The sequence below is a fragment of the Nannocystis pusilla genome, from assembly GCF_026626665.1.
In the GTDB taxonomy this organism is placed as follows: Bacteria; Myxococcota_A; Polyangia; order Nannocystales; family Nannocystaceae; genus Nannocystis; species Nannocystis pusilla.
Genome location: NZ_JAPNKE010000002.1, coordinates 6420950 through 6434711, shown reverse-complemented (window position 1 = coordinate 6434711; position 13762 = coordinate 6420950). Strand labels below are relative to the sequence as shown.

Annotated in this window: 10 protein-coding genes and 1 pseudogene; 4 read left to right on the top strand and 7 right to left on the bottom strand. The window is 72.3% G+C overall.

Going from position 1 to position 13762, the window contains the following annotated elements; genetic code table 11:
- Nucleotides 1-37: 37 nt before the first annotated feature.
- Genes OV079_RS28370 through OV079_RS28360 form a run of 3 tightly spaced genes read right to left on the bottom strand, consistent with a single transcriptional unit; the run spans nt 38 to nt 2792 of the window.
- The gene (locus OV079_RS28370; RefSeq protein WP_267772074.1) at nt 38-1642 is read right to left on the bottom strand and encodes a GAF domain-containing sensor histidine kinase; all 1605 of its coding nucleotides are present in this window, start codon (nt 1640-1642) and stop codon (nt 38-40) included.
- Nucleotides 1639-2037 (bottom strand): response regulator, encoded by a 399-nt coding sequence (locus OV079_RS28365; protein ID WP_267772073.1) that lies wholly within the window; start codon nt 2035-2037, stop codon nt 1639-1641. The genes OV079_RS28370 and OV079_RS28365 overlap by 4 nt, the downstream gene beginning before the upstream one ends.
- Nucleotides 2034-2792 carry a response regulator gene (locus tag OV079_RS28360; protein ID WP_267772072.1) on the bottom strand — a complete coding sequence of 253 codons (759 nt, stop codon included), beginning with the start codon at nt 2790-2792 and terminating at the stop codon, nt 2034-2036. Before OV079_RS28360 ends, OV079_RS28365 begins: the two co-directional genes overlap by 4 nt.
- Nucleotides 2793-3580: 788 nt before the next feature.
- On the opposite strand from OV079_RS28360, the gene OV079_RS28355 reads away from it, so the two are divergent.
- From OV079_RS28355 to OV079_RS28345, 3 genes are all read left to right on the top strand, one after another.
- Nucleotides 3581-4312, top strand: coding sequence for a DUF4215 domain-containing protein (locus OV079_RS28355; protein ID WP_267772071.1), 732 nt, complete (start codon nt 3581-3583; stop codon nt 4310-4312).
- A complete protein-coding gene (locus tag OV079_RS28350) occupies nt 4225-4647 on the top strand; it encodes a hypothetical protein (RefSeq protein ID WP_267772070.1) in 423 nt (140 codons plus the stop codon). Before OV079_RS28355 ends, OV079_RS28350 begins: the two co-directional genes overlap by 88 nt.
- A 380-nt stretch (nt 4648-5027) precedes the next feature.
- Nucleotides 5028-6236 (top strand): hypothetical protein, encoded by a 1209-nt coding sequence (locus OV079_RS28345; protein WP_267772069.1) that lies wholly within the window; start codon nt 5028-5030, stop codon nt 6234-6236.
- Here OV079_RS28345 and OV079_RS28340 read toward each other — a convergent pair.
- Nucleotides 6140-6709, bottom strand: a complete 570-nt coding sequence (locus OV079_RS28340; RefSeq protein ID WP_267772068.1) for a hypothetical protein — start codon at nt 6707-6709, stop codon at nt 6140-6142. The genes OV079_RS28345 and OV079_RS28340 overlap by 97 nt on opposite strands.
- Nucleotides 6710-7270: 561 nt before the next feature.
- Here OV079_RS28340 and OV079_RS28335 point away from each other — a divergent pair.
- Nucleotides 7271-7972: a HEAT repeat domain-containing protein gene (locus OV079_RS28335; protein WP_267772067.1), complete on the top strand. Its 702-nt coding sequence runs from the start codon at nt 7271-7273 to the stop codon at nt 7970-7972.
- A gap of 167 nt (nt 7973-8139) precedes the next feature.
- Here OV079_RS28335 and OV079_RS28330 read toward each other — a convergent pair whose 3' ends face one another.
- The 3 genes and pseudogenes from OV079_RS28330 to OV079_RS58770 all read right to left on the bottom strand — a co-directional run.
- A complete protein-coding gene (locus OV079_RS28330) occupies nt 8140-9333 on the bottom strand; it encodes a hypothetical protein (protein ID WP_267772066.1) in 1194 nt (397 codons plus the stop codon).
- A gap of 810 nt (nt 9334-10143) precedes the next feature.
- Complete coding sequence (locus OV079_RS28325; RefSeq protein ID WP_267772065.1) at nt 10144-11541, bottom strand: FAD-binding oxidoreductase; 1398 nt, start codon at nt 11539-11541, stop codon at nt 10144-10146.
- A gap of 346 nt (nt 11542-11887) precedes the next feature.
- A pseudogene (locus tag OV079_RS58770) lies at nt 11888-13627 on the bottom strand (class I SAM-dependent methyltransferase); the annotation flags it as partial.
- Between the last annotated feature and the right edge of the window lie 135 nt (nt 13628-13762).

Here is a 13762-nt window from a genome sequence, read left to right as displayed (position 1 = left end):
AGCGCGGCCTCCGGCGCGAGGCCGCGGACGGCGACCTTCACGGCCGCTCGCCTCCGCCGCGGCAGCACGGCAGCTCGAACCAGAACTTGCTGCCGTGCCCCGGGGCGCTGTCGAGGCCGACCACGCCGCCGTGCTCCTCGACCAGGCTCTTGACGATCGCCAGCCCGAGCCCGGTGCCGCCGCGCTTGCGGCTGTCGGACGCGTCGAGCTGGTGGAAGCGCTCGAACACGCGGGCGTGGTGCTCGCGGGCGATGCCCGGGCCGTGGTCGGTCACGCAGAAGCGCAGGCGGCCGCACGAACCTGCCTCGACGGACAGGTCGACCCGGGACCCGCGCGGCGAGAACTTGATCGCGTTCGACAACAGGTTGTTGAGGATCTGGATCACCCGGGCCTCGTCGGCGAGCACCGGGGCGCCGACGGGGCACTCGCCGACGACCACCTCGACGCCGGCCTGGGCCGCCATGCCGCGGATCGACTCGGCCGCGCTGGCCAGCACCCGCGGCGGGTCGACGGGGCGCAGCGACAGATCGATCTGCCCCGCGGACAGCTTCTCGAGGTCGAGGATGTCGTTGATCACCAGCAGCAAGCGCTCGGCGTTGGTGCGGGAGATCTGGACCATCTCCAGCGCCTCCTCCGGCAGCGGGCCGACCATGCCGTGCTCGAGCAGGCTGAGCGAGCCGCGGATCGACGTGAGCGGCGTGCGCAGCTCGTGCGAGACGGTGGCGACGAACGCGTCCTTGGCCCGCTCGCCCAGCTTGCGCTCGGTGACGTCGCGGATCAGCGCCAGCGCCTCGTGCGGGCCGCTGGCGACGATCCGCAGCTCCTTGTCGCAGGCGCGGCCGTCGACGGTCTCCTGGAGCTCGAGCGTCTGCACGGTGTCGCTGGCGAGCGCGCGCTCGAGCTGCTGCAGGAACAGCCGCGCGAGGCGGGGCGGGAAGCAGTCGGCGACGTTCTGGCCGATCATGTGCTGGGCGTCGGGGAGGATGGCCCGGTCGCGCGAGAGCTTGCGGTCGAGCACGGTGCCGTCGCGGGCGACGCGGACCATGCCGTCGGGGTTGGCGGCGAGCAGCGCCTGCAGGCGCGCCTCGCTGGTGCCGAGGGCCGCGGCGGCGCGCTGCAGCTCGTCGTTGAGCGCCTTCGTCCGCAGGGCCGCCTTGCGCACCTCGATGTTGCGCACGACCTGGCGCGCCAGCGCCTGCATCGCCTCGGTCTGCTCCGGGGTCAGCCGCCGCGGCCGGCGGTCGAGCGCGCACAGGGTGCCGATCGGCAGGGCGTCGTCGCCGACGGTCAGCGGCACGCCGGCGTAGAAGCGCACGAACGGCGCGCCGGTGACGAACGGGTTGTCGGCGAAGCGCGGGTCGGTGTGCGCGTCCTGGACCTCGAACAGGCCGTTGTCGAGGATCGCGTGGGCGCAGAAGGCGACGTCGCGGGTGCTCTCGTGGCCGTCGATGCCGGTGCGGGCCTTGAACCACTGGCGCTCGCGGTCGACGAGGGAGATGAGGGCGATCGGGGTGCCGCAGATGTAAGAGGCGAGATGGACGATGTCGTCGAACATCGCCTCGGGGGGCGTGTCGAGCAGCTCGGCGTCGGCCAGCGCCTGCAGGCGCGCGTCCTCCCGCGGGTGGAGCGGGGCGGGGATCACGGGGCCTCCGCGGCCGCGAGGACGCGCCGGACCTCGTCGGGGAGGGTCATCGGATCGAACGGCTTGGGGATCGTTCCGGCCGCGCCGAGCTCGCGCCAGCGCTGCAGCTCGTGCGGCAGGACCTTGGCGGTCATGAAGATCACCGGGATGTCGGCGGTGTCGGGGCGCTCGCGCAGGCGCGCGAGGGTGGTCGGGCCGTCGTCGACCGGCATCATGACGTCGAGCAGGATGACGTCGGGGCGCTCGCGGGCGGCGACCTCGAGCGCCTCGGCGCCGCTGGCCGCGACGGCGACCTGCCAGCGTCCGACGCGCGCGAGGCTGAGCTGGCCGATCCGGCGGATGTCCGGCTCGTCGTCGACGAGCAGGACCTTGCCGATGACCCGCGCGCCGCTCATGCCCGCCCCGCTTCGTCGAGCCGACGCGCGCCCTCCAGGAGCAGGCCGGTGGTCGACATCTCGACCTCGTCGCGCATCTCGACCACGAACGCGTTGAACTCGAACTGCCCGCGCTTCCACCCGAGCACGTGGTAGATGGCGTCGGCGTTGCGGACCGCGCCGTCGTCCGACTGGGCGGCGAAGATGCGGCCCTCGACGAGGTAGATCCGCACGCGCTCCTCGGGCCGGTCGCGCGCGACCACCAGGAGGCCGCTCTTGCGCTCCATCTCCAGCATCACCAGCAGCGAGGACAGGCCGATCTGGTCGAGGTCGCCGCGCAGGCTGGGGGCGCCCTTCGGCGGGGCCCGGCGGACCCGCTCGCGCGCCGCCTGCTCGAGCTGGGCGAGCCGGGTCAGCACGACCTCGACGCGCAGGGCGAGCTCGCCGATGTCGAGCGGCTTCGGCAGGTACTCGTCGGCGCCGAGGCGGAAGCCGTACAGGCGGTCCTCGTCGGAGTCGAGCGCGGAGAGGAAGATGAACGGGACGAACGCGAGCTGGCTGTGGCTGCGGACCTGCTTGACGAGCTCCCAGCCGCTCATCCGCGGCATCATCACGTCGGAGACGATGAGGTGCGGCGGGCGAGCCAGGGCCTTGGCCAGGCCCTCGATGCCGTCGACGGCGCCGACGCAGTCGTAGCGCTCGCCGAGCACCGTGCAGATCATCTTGACCAGCCAGGGATCGTCGTCCACCACGAGGATTCGCGCGCGCTCGGGCATGGCATGAGGCAACATTGCCGAGGCCGCCCGAGCTGTCAAATGGGGCCCAGGCGCAGCAGGGCCGACTGCGCAGGGGTCCGCGGAGGTGCGGACGAGCCCGCTCGGGACCCGCGCCGAGTGATGCAGCACGGCCCGCCGGCGCAACTCCCACACCGGGCTCCTCCGCGGCGTCAGCGATGCAACCGTCGTCATTGTCGCGTTCGCGACGAGCGGCGCTCGGAAGTGCCCGGCCGATGTCTGATTTCGTGGATGTCTTCGTGAACATGTTCTATCGGCCATCCGAACGACCGCGTCCATGCGCATCGATATGGGCCGCAAGCCAATGCGGTCACTCGCGAGGCCGCCGACGACCTCGACGCCCGCATGGACGCGCCGGCGAGCGTGCGAACGGTGTCGCGTGCACCCCTGTCGATGCGGCGAGTCGAGGCGGGGCGCTGATCGTCGCGCTTGGTCTGTCTCCTCGCGTCGGTCGACGGGTCGAGTGCGTCGACGAGGCCAGGTCGAAGGAGGGCATCGACCTGGCCGTGAGGGCTGCACGGGCGAGGGCGATCGCTTCGCGTGCGCGTCGAGGCGGACGCGACATTCGTCCGCGTGACCGCGGAGAAAGCCGACACGCGAGTCGGCGATGCGCGGCGTGCTCGGGGTTTTGTGGCCGCGCCTCCGGGGATGCCTGGCCTTCGCTGGACCTCTGGGCGAGCGCGGGCGCTCGCGGGCATGCGTCGCGCTCGCGGCGCGGTGGCGTTCGCGGCTTGGCGGACCGCGGGCTCGTTGGCACTCTCGGGCTCCGCATGCGCACGCTGGTCCTGTCTCTCTGCCTCGTCGCGACGGCTTGCGGCACCGACCCCGGGGTTGCGACGGACGAGCCCGCCGGGACCGGGATCGGGCCGACGAGCGAGGCCGGCGAGACCGACGCGCCCGCGACCACCGGCGTGCCTGTGACGTCGAGCGACCCGCCGGGCAGCTCGACGGCTCCGCCGCCCGAGGGCTGCGGCGACGGGGTGACCGAGTCGCCGGAGGAGTGCGACTTCGGCGACCTCAACGCCGACGACGGTCCGTGCACGCTGTCGTGTACGTTCGCGCGCTGCGGCGACGGGCTGGTGTACGCCGGCGTCGAGGTGTGCGACGACGGCAACCTGATCGAGTCCGACGATTGCCCCAACGACTGCGTCCCGGGCGGCTGCGGCAACGGCTTCGTCGAGCCCGGCGAGGCCTGCGACGACGGCAACGACAGTCAGGAGGACGCCTGCCTCGGTACCTGCGAGGAGGCGCGCTGCGGCGACGGCTTCGTGCACGCGGGCGTCGAGGAGTGCGACGACGGCGACGACGACGACAACGACCAGTGCACGACCACCTGCGTGGCGCCGACGTGCTCGGACGGGGTCGCCAACGGCTACGAGCCGGACGTCGACTGCGGCGGGCCGTACTGCGGCAAGTGCTCGCTCGGCGAGGGGTGTTTAATAATGGCGACTGCGACCAGGCGGTGTGCAAGCAGCAGGAGTGCGTGCCGCCGATGCCGCTGATGCCGCCCGACTGCGCGCCGGCGCAGGTCAGCGCGGGACAGGCGTGGCAGGCGGTGGCCGGCGCGTGCAACTGCCACGGCAAGGGCGTCGGCACGGCGCTCATCTTCAAGGACGGGCCCAGCTTCCGCGACAGCATGGTCGGGGTGCCGTCGTCGATGGCAACGATCGACATCGTCACCGCGGGCGACGTCGATCGCAGCTATCTGCTGTTCAAGCTGCTCAATCAGCAGACCAATGTGGTGGGCGGCGGCGGCAACCCGATGCCGATCGGCAAGGTGCTCACCGAGGGGCAGCTCTGCACGGTGATCGAGTGGGTCCGCAGCGGGGCGAATTGACGGCGCCGAAACAATCGCCGAGGTCGAGGTCGATGCCGAGGTCGATGTCGATGCCGCCATCGGCGTCTCGATCTGCGGCGCTCTGCGAACCGCCCGGGCGGTCGGAGGGGCGCGCTGCCGGCTGCGCGGCCCTCGAAGGCCGAATCGAGCCTCGCGCCGCCGTCTCGGCGGTGGTTGCGGGGGCGAGCCGACGATGGAAGGCTGGGCGCATGACGAAGGTCCGACGGGCGCGCGGAGTTCGGGCGATGGCGGCGGTTCTCGGGCTGGTGAGCGCGGGGGTCGCCGGAGAGGCGGCCGCCGACGCGGTGCCGTTCGACTCCGACAAATACGGCGAGGCCAAGACGAGCATCGTGGTCGAGGGGGTCGCCGGGCTCGGCGACGTGGTGCTGGTCGTGTACCCGTATCCGTGCGAGGTGCAGGGGGCGTTCGAGTCGTTCGAGGAGAAGCTGAAGGAGCGAGCGGACGCCCGGCTCGCGCTCTACCTCGACGATGAGGAGGAACACCTCGGATACCTCGTGGTCGAGGAGGGGAAGCGGTTCGACAGTACGACCAACTACGAGGGGCCGATGTCCAACTGTTATTTCTTCGGGCTGCCGCGGGCCGAGTTCCCGGTCGAGGAGGGGGCGATCGCTCGCCTCGACGCGATGTCGAACGAGGAGCGCTGGCGGCTGTTCTCGCGTGACCCGGCGGTGGTGCGCACGGGCGTGGCGCTGGCGATGGACGGGGTGGTGAAGCTCGGCACGGAGCGCTCGCGGGTGGTGACGTACGCGGCGCGGCGCGAGGGCGCAGGGCTGGCGATCGAGGCGGTGCGCTGGCGGTGGGGCAGCGGGAAGGTGCAAGACCCGCGGAAGCGCTCGCGCGGGGACGTGAAGGTGATCGAGCCGTACGCGGAGGATAGCGAGGAGGAGGAGGCGAAGTATTTTGCGGGCAGCCTGATCGGGGCGCCGTGGGGCCCGGACGCTGCGGGGGCGCCGGCGAAGGTGGGGGCGGCAGGGGCGGGCGAGGCGAAGACGGTCGAGGCGAAGACGGTCGAGGCGAAGACCGTCGAGGCGAAGGGCGTCGAAGTGAAAGCGGGCGAGGCGAAGACTGGGGAGGCCGCGAAGTCCGAAGCCGTCGCGGACGAATCGACGATCGACCCGAGGCTCATCTACGGTGGTGCGTGCCTGTTGGTGGCGGCGGGGGCGGGGTTTTGTTGCGACGCAGGCGCTCATAGGAGATCGTCGGGGGACGGACCCGAATGGGAACCATCGCGAGCGGCGAATCGATGGTGCGGTCGGGAGGCCGATCGGCGAGCGATCACCCGCGCGTTCGCGGCCAGTCACGCCCGAATGGCGATGACCCGATGGGCCGCACGATCGCGGCGGCGGTCCAGTCGCATCGGGACGATTTCGTCGGCGAGGTCGGCGCGGAGCGATCGGCAGAATGATCGCACATCGAGGGCGCGGGCGGGTCGGGGGCGCCGCCATGCGGGGCTCGCGTCGGCCTGGTGGCTTCAGTTGGGGATGCAGAGCCCGCCGGCGCACACACAGCATTCGCCGCAGCCGCCGTTGTCGACGCAATCGACGCACAGGCCCATCGCGTCGCATTGATCCTGGAAGCCGTTGCAGAGGCTGCCGACCGGGGCGTCTTTGTGGGCGCATCGGCCGTCGATGCAGGCGGGCACCTTGCACTCGCCGCCGTCGTTCGGGCAGTCCAAATCGGCGAGGCACTCCGGCTCGGGGAGCGTCGTGGCCGTGGTGGAATCGGTGGTGGTGGTCCCGGTCGTCGCGTCGGTGGTGGCGGTGCTCGTCGTCGCGTCGGTGGTACCGGTCGTCGTGTCGGCGGTGGTCGACGAGGTGGTGCTCGGGTCCGTCGTGGTGGGCGTGCCGGTGGTGCCGGTGGTCGAGGGCTCGGTGCCGGTGCCGGGCGCAGTGGTCGCTTCGTTCGTCGGGTCCGCCGCGGTGGTGGTGGTGCCGGCTGGAGCGGTGGTGGTGCCTGTCGTGGGCGAGGAGCCTTCCGGCGCGAAGCAGGCGGTGAAAAAACTGAGCGCGAGGAGGCTCGCGCGGGGACGGATCGAGCTCACGAAGGAGAGTTTAACATGGCGATCGCAGCGCGTAGGTGGCGGTGGCGACGCCATGCATGCGTCCCGGACGCGCTCGCAGGGCGGTGCCAGGGCGCTCCGGAGCGTCCGCGAGGAGCTCGACGACGTCGTCGTCGCGTACACCGTGGTCACGACTTGGGCGGTGCCCGTCGACGCGGGGCGGTGCACGGGCGTGCTTGGTCGTCAGGCTTCAGCGGGCGCTCGCCGGCGCGGCGCGGGGCGGTGCATGGGCGTGCATGGTCGTCAGGGCTTCAGCAGGCGCTCGCCGGCGCGGGGCAGTGTACGGGCGTGCATGGTCGTCAGGACTTCGGCGGCGCTCGCCGGCGCCTGGCGGTCGACAGCCTCCCGGCCTCGCGTGCGCATCGTGGTCACGGCGGCGTGTGGCGGTTGACAGCCTCCCGGCGGCGCGTGAAAGCTCGCGCTCGTGGCCCGGCAAGATCCCGCAGTCCTCGCCCTGCTGCCCCATTTTAGAATTCGTCGGCGAAGGGGCTGGCGCGGCTGGTCGCCGAGGTCACCGCGCTCGGCGAGCATGGCTTGCCGACCTTGCGTCGCGCGGCTCGCGGCAGCAAGCAGCGGGCGCGCCGGCGCGTCGATGTGTTGCTGGCGCTGGGAGACGCCGAGCCCGGCGGTCCAGCCGACGACGAGGTCCGCGAGCTTTTGGGCGTGCGCGACGAGACGCGCGACTGGTTGGTGCAGGGCATGAAGAGGCGGCCGCGGTTCATCCCGGAGCTCCGCGCGATCGCTGGCGACGCCGACGACCCCGCGTGGGCGTGGGCCGTCGACGCGCTCGGCGAGCTCGGCGACCGCGGCTCGGTCGAGATCCTCATGGCGCACACGGCCGGCCAGGACACGCCCTTCGTGCTGCTCGACGCGCTGCGCAAGCTCAAGGACCCGATCGCGGCGCTGGTGTTCGAACCCAACCTGACGCACCCCGAGCCGCGTACGCGGGTGTTCGCGCTGTGGGGTCTCGCCGCCCTCGGTCACGCGACGCCGATCGCCGGCCTCGCCGCGCTGCTCGACGACCCCGACGTGCGGACGCCGAGCTCGTACGAGCCGGGCGAGTCGCGCCGCGCGGCGCAGGCCCTGTGCGACGTGCTCGGCTGGCCGTTCGAGTGGGCGCCGGAGGCGGTCGATGCCACGCGCGAACGCGTGCGGGCTCGCTTCAGCGCCGAGTATCTGGCGGCCTGCGCCGAGGCGCTGGCGCGCGGGTATTTCGATCTGCCCGGGCCCGATGACCCGGCGTGAGCGCCGACTGTCTGCGACAAGCCTCATATTCGCAGGAATGATCGAAGTCGGCGCGAATGAGGGTTCGCGCGAATCGATTGTGCGTCGGAGCCGGCGGCGCGGTCGAGCGTCTCGTCATTCGCGGGCGACGCCGCCGCGCGTGGGCACGGCGGCGGGGCGCTCGGGGCTCACTGCGGGGCGCCGCAGAAGTCCTTCGGCTTGGCCCAGCCGACCATGTTCACCCAGAACTGCTGGACGTCGGCGTAGCCCTGCCAGTCGCTGTCGAAGGTGATCCACTCGTCGCCCCACACGACCACGCGGCCGCCTTCCATGTCGGTCTGGTGGGCGATGCCGGCGTTCGCCGCCTGCACGGTGGCGAACACCTCCGAGGTGCCCTGGTTCTCGACGTCGACCGGCTGGATGCCGCCGGCGAAGTTGACGTCGGAGATGCCCATGGAGATCGGGTGGACCGGATCGAAGGTCGGGATGACGCCGTTGCCGAAGTAGGCGCCCTCGTAGGCCAGGCCGAACGGGGCCAGCGCGGAGTTGGCCCGGTCGCGCTCGGGGGCCGGGTTGTTGTTGTCGAAGTTGTAGCCGATGAGGGTGATCATGCCGCGACCGTCGTCCTTGACGAAGGCCTCGAGCGCGGCGGCCTCGTCGGCGCTGAGCGCCCGCTCGATGCGGTCGATCAGGACGAGGTCGTAGTTGGCGAGGAACGCCGGGGTGACCACGCCGGGGTTGTTGAGCAGCTTGGTGCGGGTGACGGCGGAGCCCTGGTCCTCGAGCCAGGCCTGGAAGTCGGCGCTCGGCGCGTAGCCCACGTCGCCGAGGATGCCGATGTTGAGGCAGTCGCAGATGCCGTCGTTGCCGACGTCGATGTTGTCGACGTTGGAGTCGCAGTCGTTGTCGATGTTGTCGCAGCTGACCTCGACGTCCTCGGTCGGCACGCAGTCGGGCGGCTGGTCGGTCGTGCTCGAGGTGTCGGTGGTGCCGTCGGTCGTGGTCGTGGTGCCGTCGGTCGTGGTGGTGCCGTCGGTCGTGGTCGTGGTCGTGGCGTCGGTGGTCGTCGCCGTGGGATCGGTCGTGGTCGTCGTCTCGCTCGGGTCGACGGGCTCCGTGGTGGCGTCGGTCGTCGAGGTCGGCGCGGTGGTCGTGGTGGTGGTGCCGGTCTCGGAGGCCGACTCGCCGCTCGTGCTCGTGGGCGGCGTGACGGTGGTGTCGGTGGTCGTCTGCGCGTCGGTCTCGCTCGCGTCGGTGGACGAGCTCGACGCGCCGTCGGTCACCCCGGCCGAGTCGTTGCCGTTCGAAGAACAGGCCGCCAACATGAGCCCGAGGCTCGCCATCACTCGCACAAGGACAGTCTCGAGATTGCTACCAAGCATGGACGGGCAGGATAGCGGCCACCCTCCAGCGACGCCACCATGATTGTTTTTCCCGGCGGGCCCGGCGCCCGACTCGCCGTGGCCGGCCAGAGCGCGTGCCGGCGGCGGCGTGTTTGATTTTAGGGTGGGTGGAGGTGCGGACGGGGGTACGTCGAATGTCGAAAAACTCTCGCGCTCGCGCGAGCGAGACACCGACGGATCGGCGCCGACGAGGAGGCGGAGGCGGTGCACGCCCCTCGCCGTCGTCGACGTACTCCCGCACGTCCCGGTCGATTCGGGCCCGGCTGCAGGCCGGGGGCGAGCATTCGGCTTCACGTGGGTGGACGCACGCGCCCCGCGGAGCCGCGAGCGCGGGGCGTGAGCAGCCGCTGATTGTGACCGCGATCCTTCACGGGTAGATTGAGGGCGTTCTCGACCGGGCGAGAAGCGGTCAGTCGTGGGTCACGCGGCTGGGTATTCTTTTCTTCCCTCTTTTAAGTGAAGAGAAGCGGCGAGAAGCGGCGAGAAGCGGCGAGAAGCGGCGAGAATTGGAGTGAACGAAGACCGGGCTGCTCTCCCCCTCATTCGGCGAGGGCTTGGACGCATTCCCGCGGCGAGGAGACCCCCGGGTCGAGCAGGAATTGCGTGCACCCGCCGTCGCGCGCGGCCGGGCGCTCGGCGGCCGGACAGGCGACCGCGCGAGGCCGGGGTCGATTGCGGCGACGCGCCGGCGAGGTGCCGCGAATCGTCGCACCCGCTCGAATCGCGGCATCATCCGCTTCGGCTCGCCTCGTTGAAGATGATTCAGCAGCGAGCGGCGGTCTGCGCCGGTCACGGGCGGATGTTCTTGTTCATGCGGAAGAAGTTGTCCGGGTCCCAGGCGCGCTTGAGGTCGACGAGGCGGGCGTACTTGGCGGGGCCGAAGGCCTCGGCGACGCGCGCCTGCGGCTCGTCGTCGATGTAGTTGGAATAGTTGCCGCCGAGCGCGAACGGCCGCAGGGCCTGCCACGCGTCGGCGGTCCAGCGCAGGTGACGGTCGCTGTCGCCGAGGTCCTTCCAGGTCGACTGGAACAGGCCGAAGAAGGGGGCGTCGCGGCGCGGGAAGGCGGTGGCGTCCTCGGGGACGCGGGCGACGGCGCCGCCGAGGTGGAGCAGCTCGAAGCCACACATCGGCGAGGGGGCGCGGCGCAGCTGGTCCTCGACGACGGCGACGGCGGCGTCGGACAGGTCGGCGAAGAACTCGGAGCGCATGCACTGGCCGTAGCCGTAGGAGGCCGCGGGCCCGCCGTCGAACATGGTCTGCAGGGTGGTGTAGGGCACCTCGCGCACCATCTCGGCGGTCGCCGGGGCGAACCGACGCAGCGGCGCGAACGCCTGCTCGGCGGCGGCGAGCGGGCCGTGGTAGCTGGCGACGATGATGACGCCGAGGACGCCGCGCATCTCCGGAGGGACCGTCGGCATGGCCGGCATCTCGGCGCAGAGCAGGACGCTGCACATCTCGTCGGGCTCGCCGGCGGCGCCGGCCTGGAAGGCGCGCAGGGCCTCGGCGAAGCGCTCGGCCGGGTGCATGAAGACGCCGACGACCATGCGCTCGACCGGGTGCAGGCGCAGCTCCAGGCCGGTGACGACGCCGAAGTTGCCGCCGCCGCCGCGCAGGCCCCAGAACAGGTCGGGGTGCCGGTCGGCGCTGGCGGTGAGGCACCGGCCGTCGGCGGTGACGAGGTCGACGGAGAGGATGTTGTCGACGGTGAGGCCGTGCTGGCGCATGAGCCAGCCGACGCCGCCGCCGAGGCCGACGCCGACGATGCCGGTCCTCGAACACTGGCCGCCGGTGGTCGCCAGGCCGAATACCTGAGTCTCGCGGTCGAGCTCGTTCCAGGTCAGGCCGGCCTGCGCGTGCACGGTCCGCCGCGCCGGGTCGACGCGCACGCCCTTCATGCCGGTCATGTCGAGGACGAGGCCGCCGTCGCACACGGCGTTGCCGGCGACGTCGTGGCCGCCGCCGCGGATCGCGAGGCGCAGGTCGCGGGCGCGAGCGAAGCGGACGGCGGCGACGACGTCGGCGACGCCGGTGCAGCGGGCGACGAGCGCGGGCCGACGGTCGATGCGGGCGTTCCACACCGCGCGGGCGGCGTCGTAGCGAGGATGCGCGGGGTCGACGAGTTCGCCGCGAAATTCGGCCTGAAGAGCGGCGAGCGCGTCGGGATCGAGGCGAGGATCGGCGGGCATGGTTCGGCGGCCGCCGCGACGCGCGGGGCGACGAGAGTCAGTGTCGCATCGCGGCGGCGGGTTGTCGCTGGCCGGTGAGGAGGTAAAGTCGTGGGCCGCAGCGAGCGGTGCGAGGGGCTTCGCGTCGCGTCGCCGAGACGACGCGTCGCGGGGGTGCTCGGGGATGGAGGTAGGTCGTGGGGGGTTCGCGTCGCGTCGCCGGGGCGCCGCGTCGCGGGGGGCTCGGGGATGGAGGTAAGTCGTGGGGGCTCCGCGTCGCGTCGCCCGGGCGCCGCGTCGCGGGGTGCTCGGGGATGGAGGTAAGTCGTGGGGGCTTCGCGTCGAGCGGAGGGATGGGGCTCCGCGCTTATTTCGTCAGGTGGGGTCGCATCGCGGCGGCGAGCCGCGCGACGTTGTCGCCCTTCATGATCGAGAAGTGGTCGCCGGGGATCTCCCAGGCCTCCACGGGGTCGGCGAAGGGCTCCCAGCCGAGGGCGCCGCCGAGGGCGCGCTCGCGGGCGACGAGGAAGCTGGCAGGGTCGCGGGCGCGGAACTGCAGCAGCGGGCCGGGAGAGTGACGCGGCTCGTAGCGGCACCAGGTGCGGATGTTGTCGGACAGGACTTGCAGGAGCTCCTCGAGCTGGCGGAGCTCGACGATCTCGGGCGCACTGCGGGACTGCTGGATGCGGGCGAACAGGGCGGAGAGCCGCTCCTGCGGCGGCATGGCCTCGAGCGCCGCGATCTCGGCCGCGCCCGGCTCGGCCCCGCCGAGCTCCGCGGCGAACACCCGGAAGGCGCGGGCCTCGACGGCGGCGGCGACGTCGCGGAAGTAGGTCGGGGCCGGGCTGTCGATCAGCAGGGGCAGGACGGTCTGGCCGGCGGCGCGCAGGGCGGCCATCTCGAAGGCGACCGCGCCGCCGAACGACCAGCCGCCGATGTGGTAGGGCCCCTCGGGCTGGACGGCGCGGACGCGCCCCAGATAGGCGCGGGCGATGGACTCGATGCTGCCGGCGTGGGCCCGGCGCTCGTCGGCCGCGAAGGCGCGCAGGCCGAAGACGGCCTGGTCGAGCTGCAGGTGAGCGGCAAGCTCGGCGTAGCTGTAGACGTGGCCGCCGACGGCGTGCACGAGGAACAGCGGGCGCGCAAGGCCGCCGCCGCGCAGCTGGACGAGGTTGTCGGCGGGCCGCGGGGCGAGGTCGGGCTCCGCAGCGGCGCGCCGCTGGGCGTCAATGAATTCGCCGAGCTGGGCGATCGTCGGCCGCTCGAGCAGGGCGTGCGAGTCGAGGCGGACGGCGAAGGCGGCGCGCAGGCGGGTCAGGAGGCCGACGGCGATCAGCGAGTCGCCGCCGAGAGCGAAGAAGTTGGCGTGGATGTCCTCGCACGGGGTGCCGAGCGCCTGCTGCCACAGCGCCGCGATGACGCGCTCGTGCTCGCTGCGCGGCGGGGTGGCGGGGCGGCCGGTGCCGGCGCGGGCGGGCGCGGGTGGCTCGATGGGAGTCGCGGCAGGCTGGCTGCCGATGGGGTGGGCCTGGGCGGCGATGACGACGTGGTCGGTGGCGGCGCGCTCGCTCGCTTCCTCGGGCAGGACGCGGGTGCAGCGGAAGTTTTGGCGTTCGAACAGCGCCTGCCAGTCGGCGGCCGGGAGGACCGGCGAGCCGCGCCGCAGCTCGGTGTCGGTGAACGACCACCAGCCCTCCTCGAGGCCCCACAGGGCGGTGTGCCAGGTGGCGAGGCGGGTGACCTCGACGACGATCAAAAGGCCGTCCTCGCGCAGGATGTGGCGCAGGCCGGCGACGCTCGCGGTCAGGTCGCGGGCGACGTGCAGGGCGTCGAGGCCGACGATGATGTCGAAGTTGCCGCGCGGGTAGCCCTGGTGGATCGGGTCCTCGTCGAGGTCGAGCCGGCTGAAGCGCATGCCTTCGAGCGCCTCGTCGCGGGCCCGCTTCTCGGCCTCGAGGGTGAAGTAGCGGCTGATGTCGGTGAACCAGTACTCGACGTCGAGGCCGTCGAGCAGCGGCGCGAGCTCCCAGGTGAGCCGGCCCTGGCCGCCGCCGAACTCGAGGATCCGCAGCGGCGCGCCATGGGCGCTGCGCACGGCCCGGAGCACCAGGTCGCGGACCATGCGGACGTACAGCTGCGGGTGCGAGGTCCGCTGCAGCAGCTCCTCGGCCGGGCGCACGAGCGCGTAGGAGCCGTCGGGGTGGAGCACGGCGGTGTTGTCGATCTCGCCGCGCAGGGCGGG

What these genes read in the sequence shown, in the direction of transcription:
- OV079_RS28365 (WP_267772073.1), bottom strand. Translation starts at nt 2,037, where the DNA reads ATGAGCGGCGCGCGGGTCATCGGCAAGGTCCTGCTCGTCGACGACGAG.
- OV079_RS28360 (WP_267772072.1), bottom strand. Translation starts at nt 2,792, where the DNA reads ATGCCCGAGCGCGCGCGAATCCTCGTGGTGGACGACGATCCCTGGCTG.
- OV079_RS28355 (WP_267772071.1), top strand. Translation starts at nt 3,581, where the DNA reads ATGCGCACGCTGGTCCTGTCTCTCTGCCTCGTCGCGACGGCTTGCGGC.
- OV079_RS28330 (WP_267772066.1), bottom strand. Translation starts at nt 9,333, where the DNA reads ATGCTTGGTAGCAATCTCGAGACTGTCCTTGTGCGAGTGATGGCGAGC.
- OV079_RS28325 (WP_267772065.1), bottom strand. Translation starts at nt 11,541, where the DNA reads ATGCCCGCCGATCCTCGCCTCGATCCCGACGCGCTCGCCGCTCTTCAG.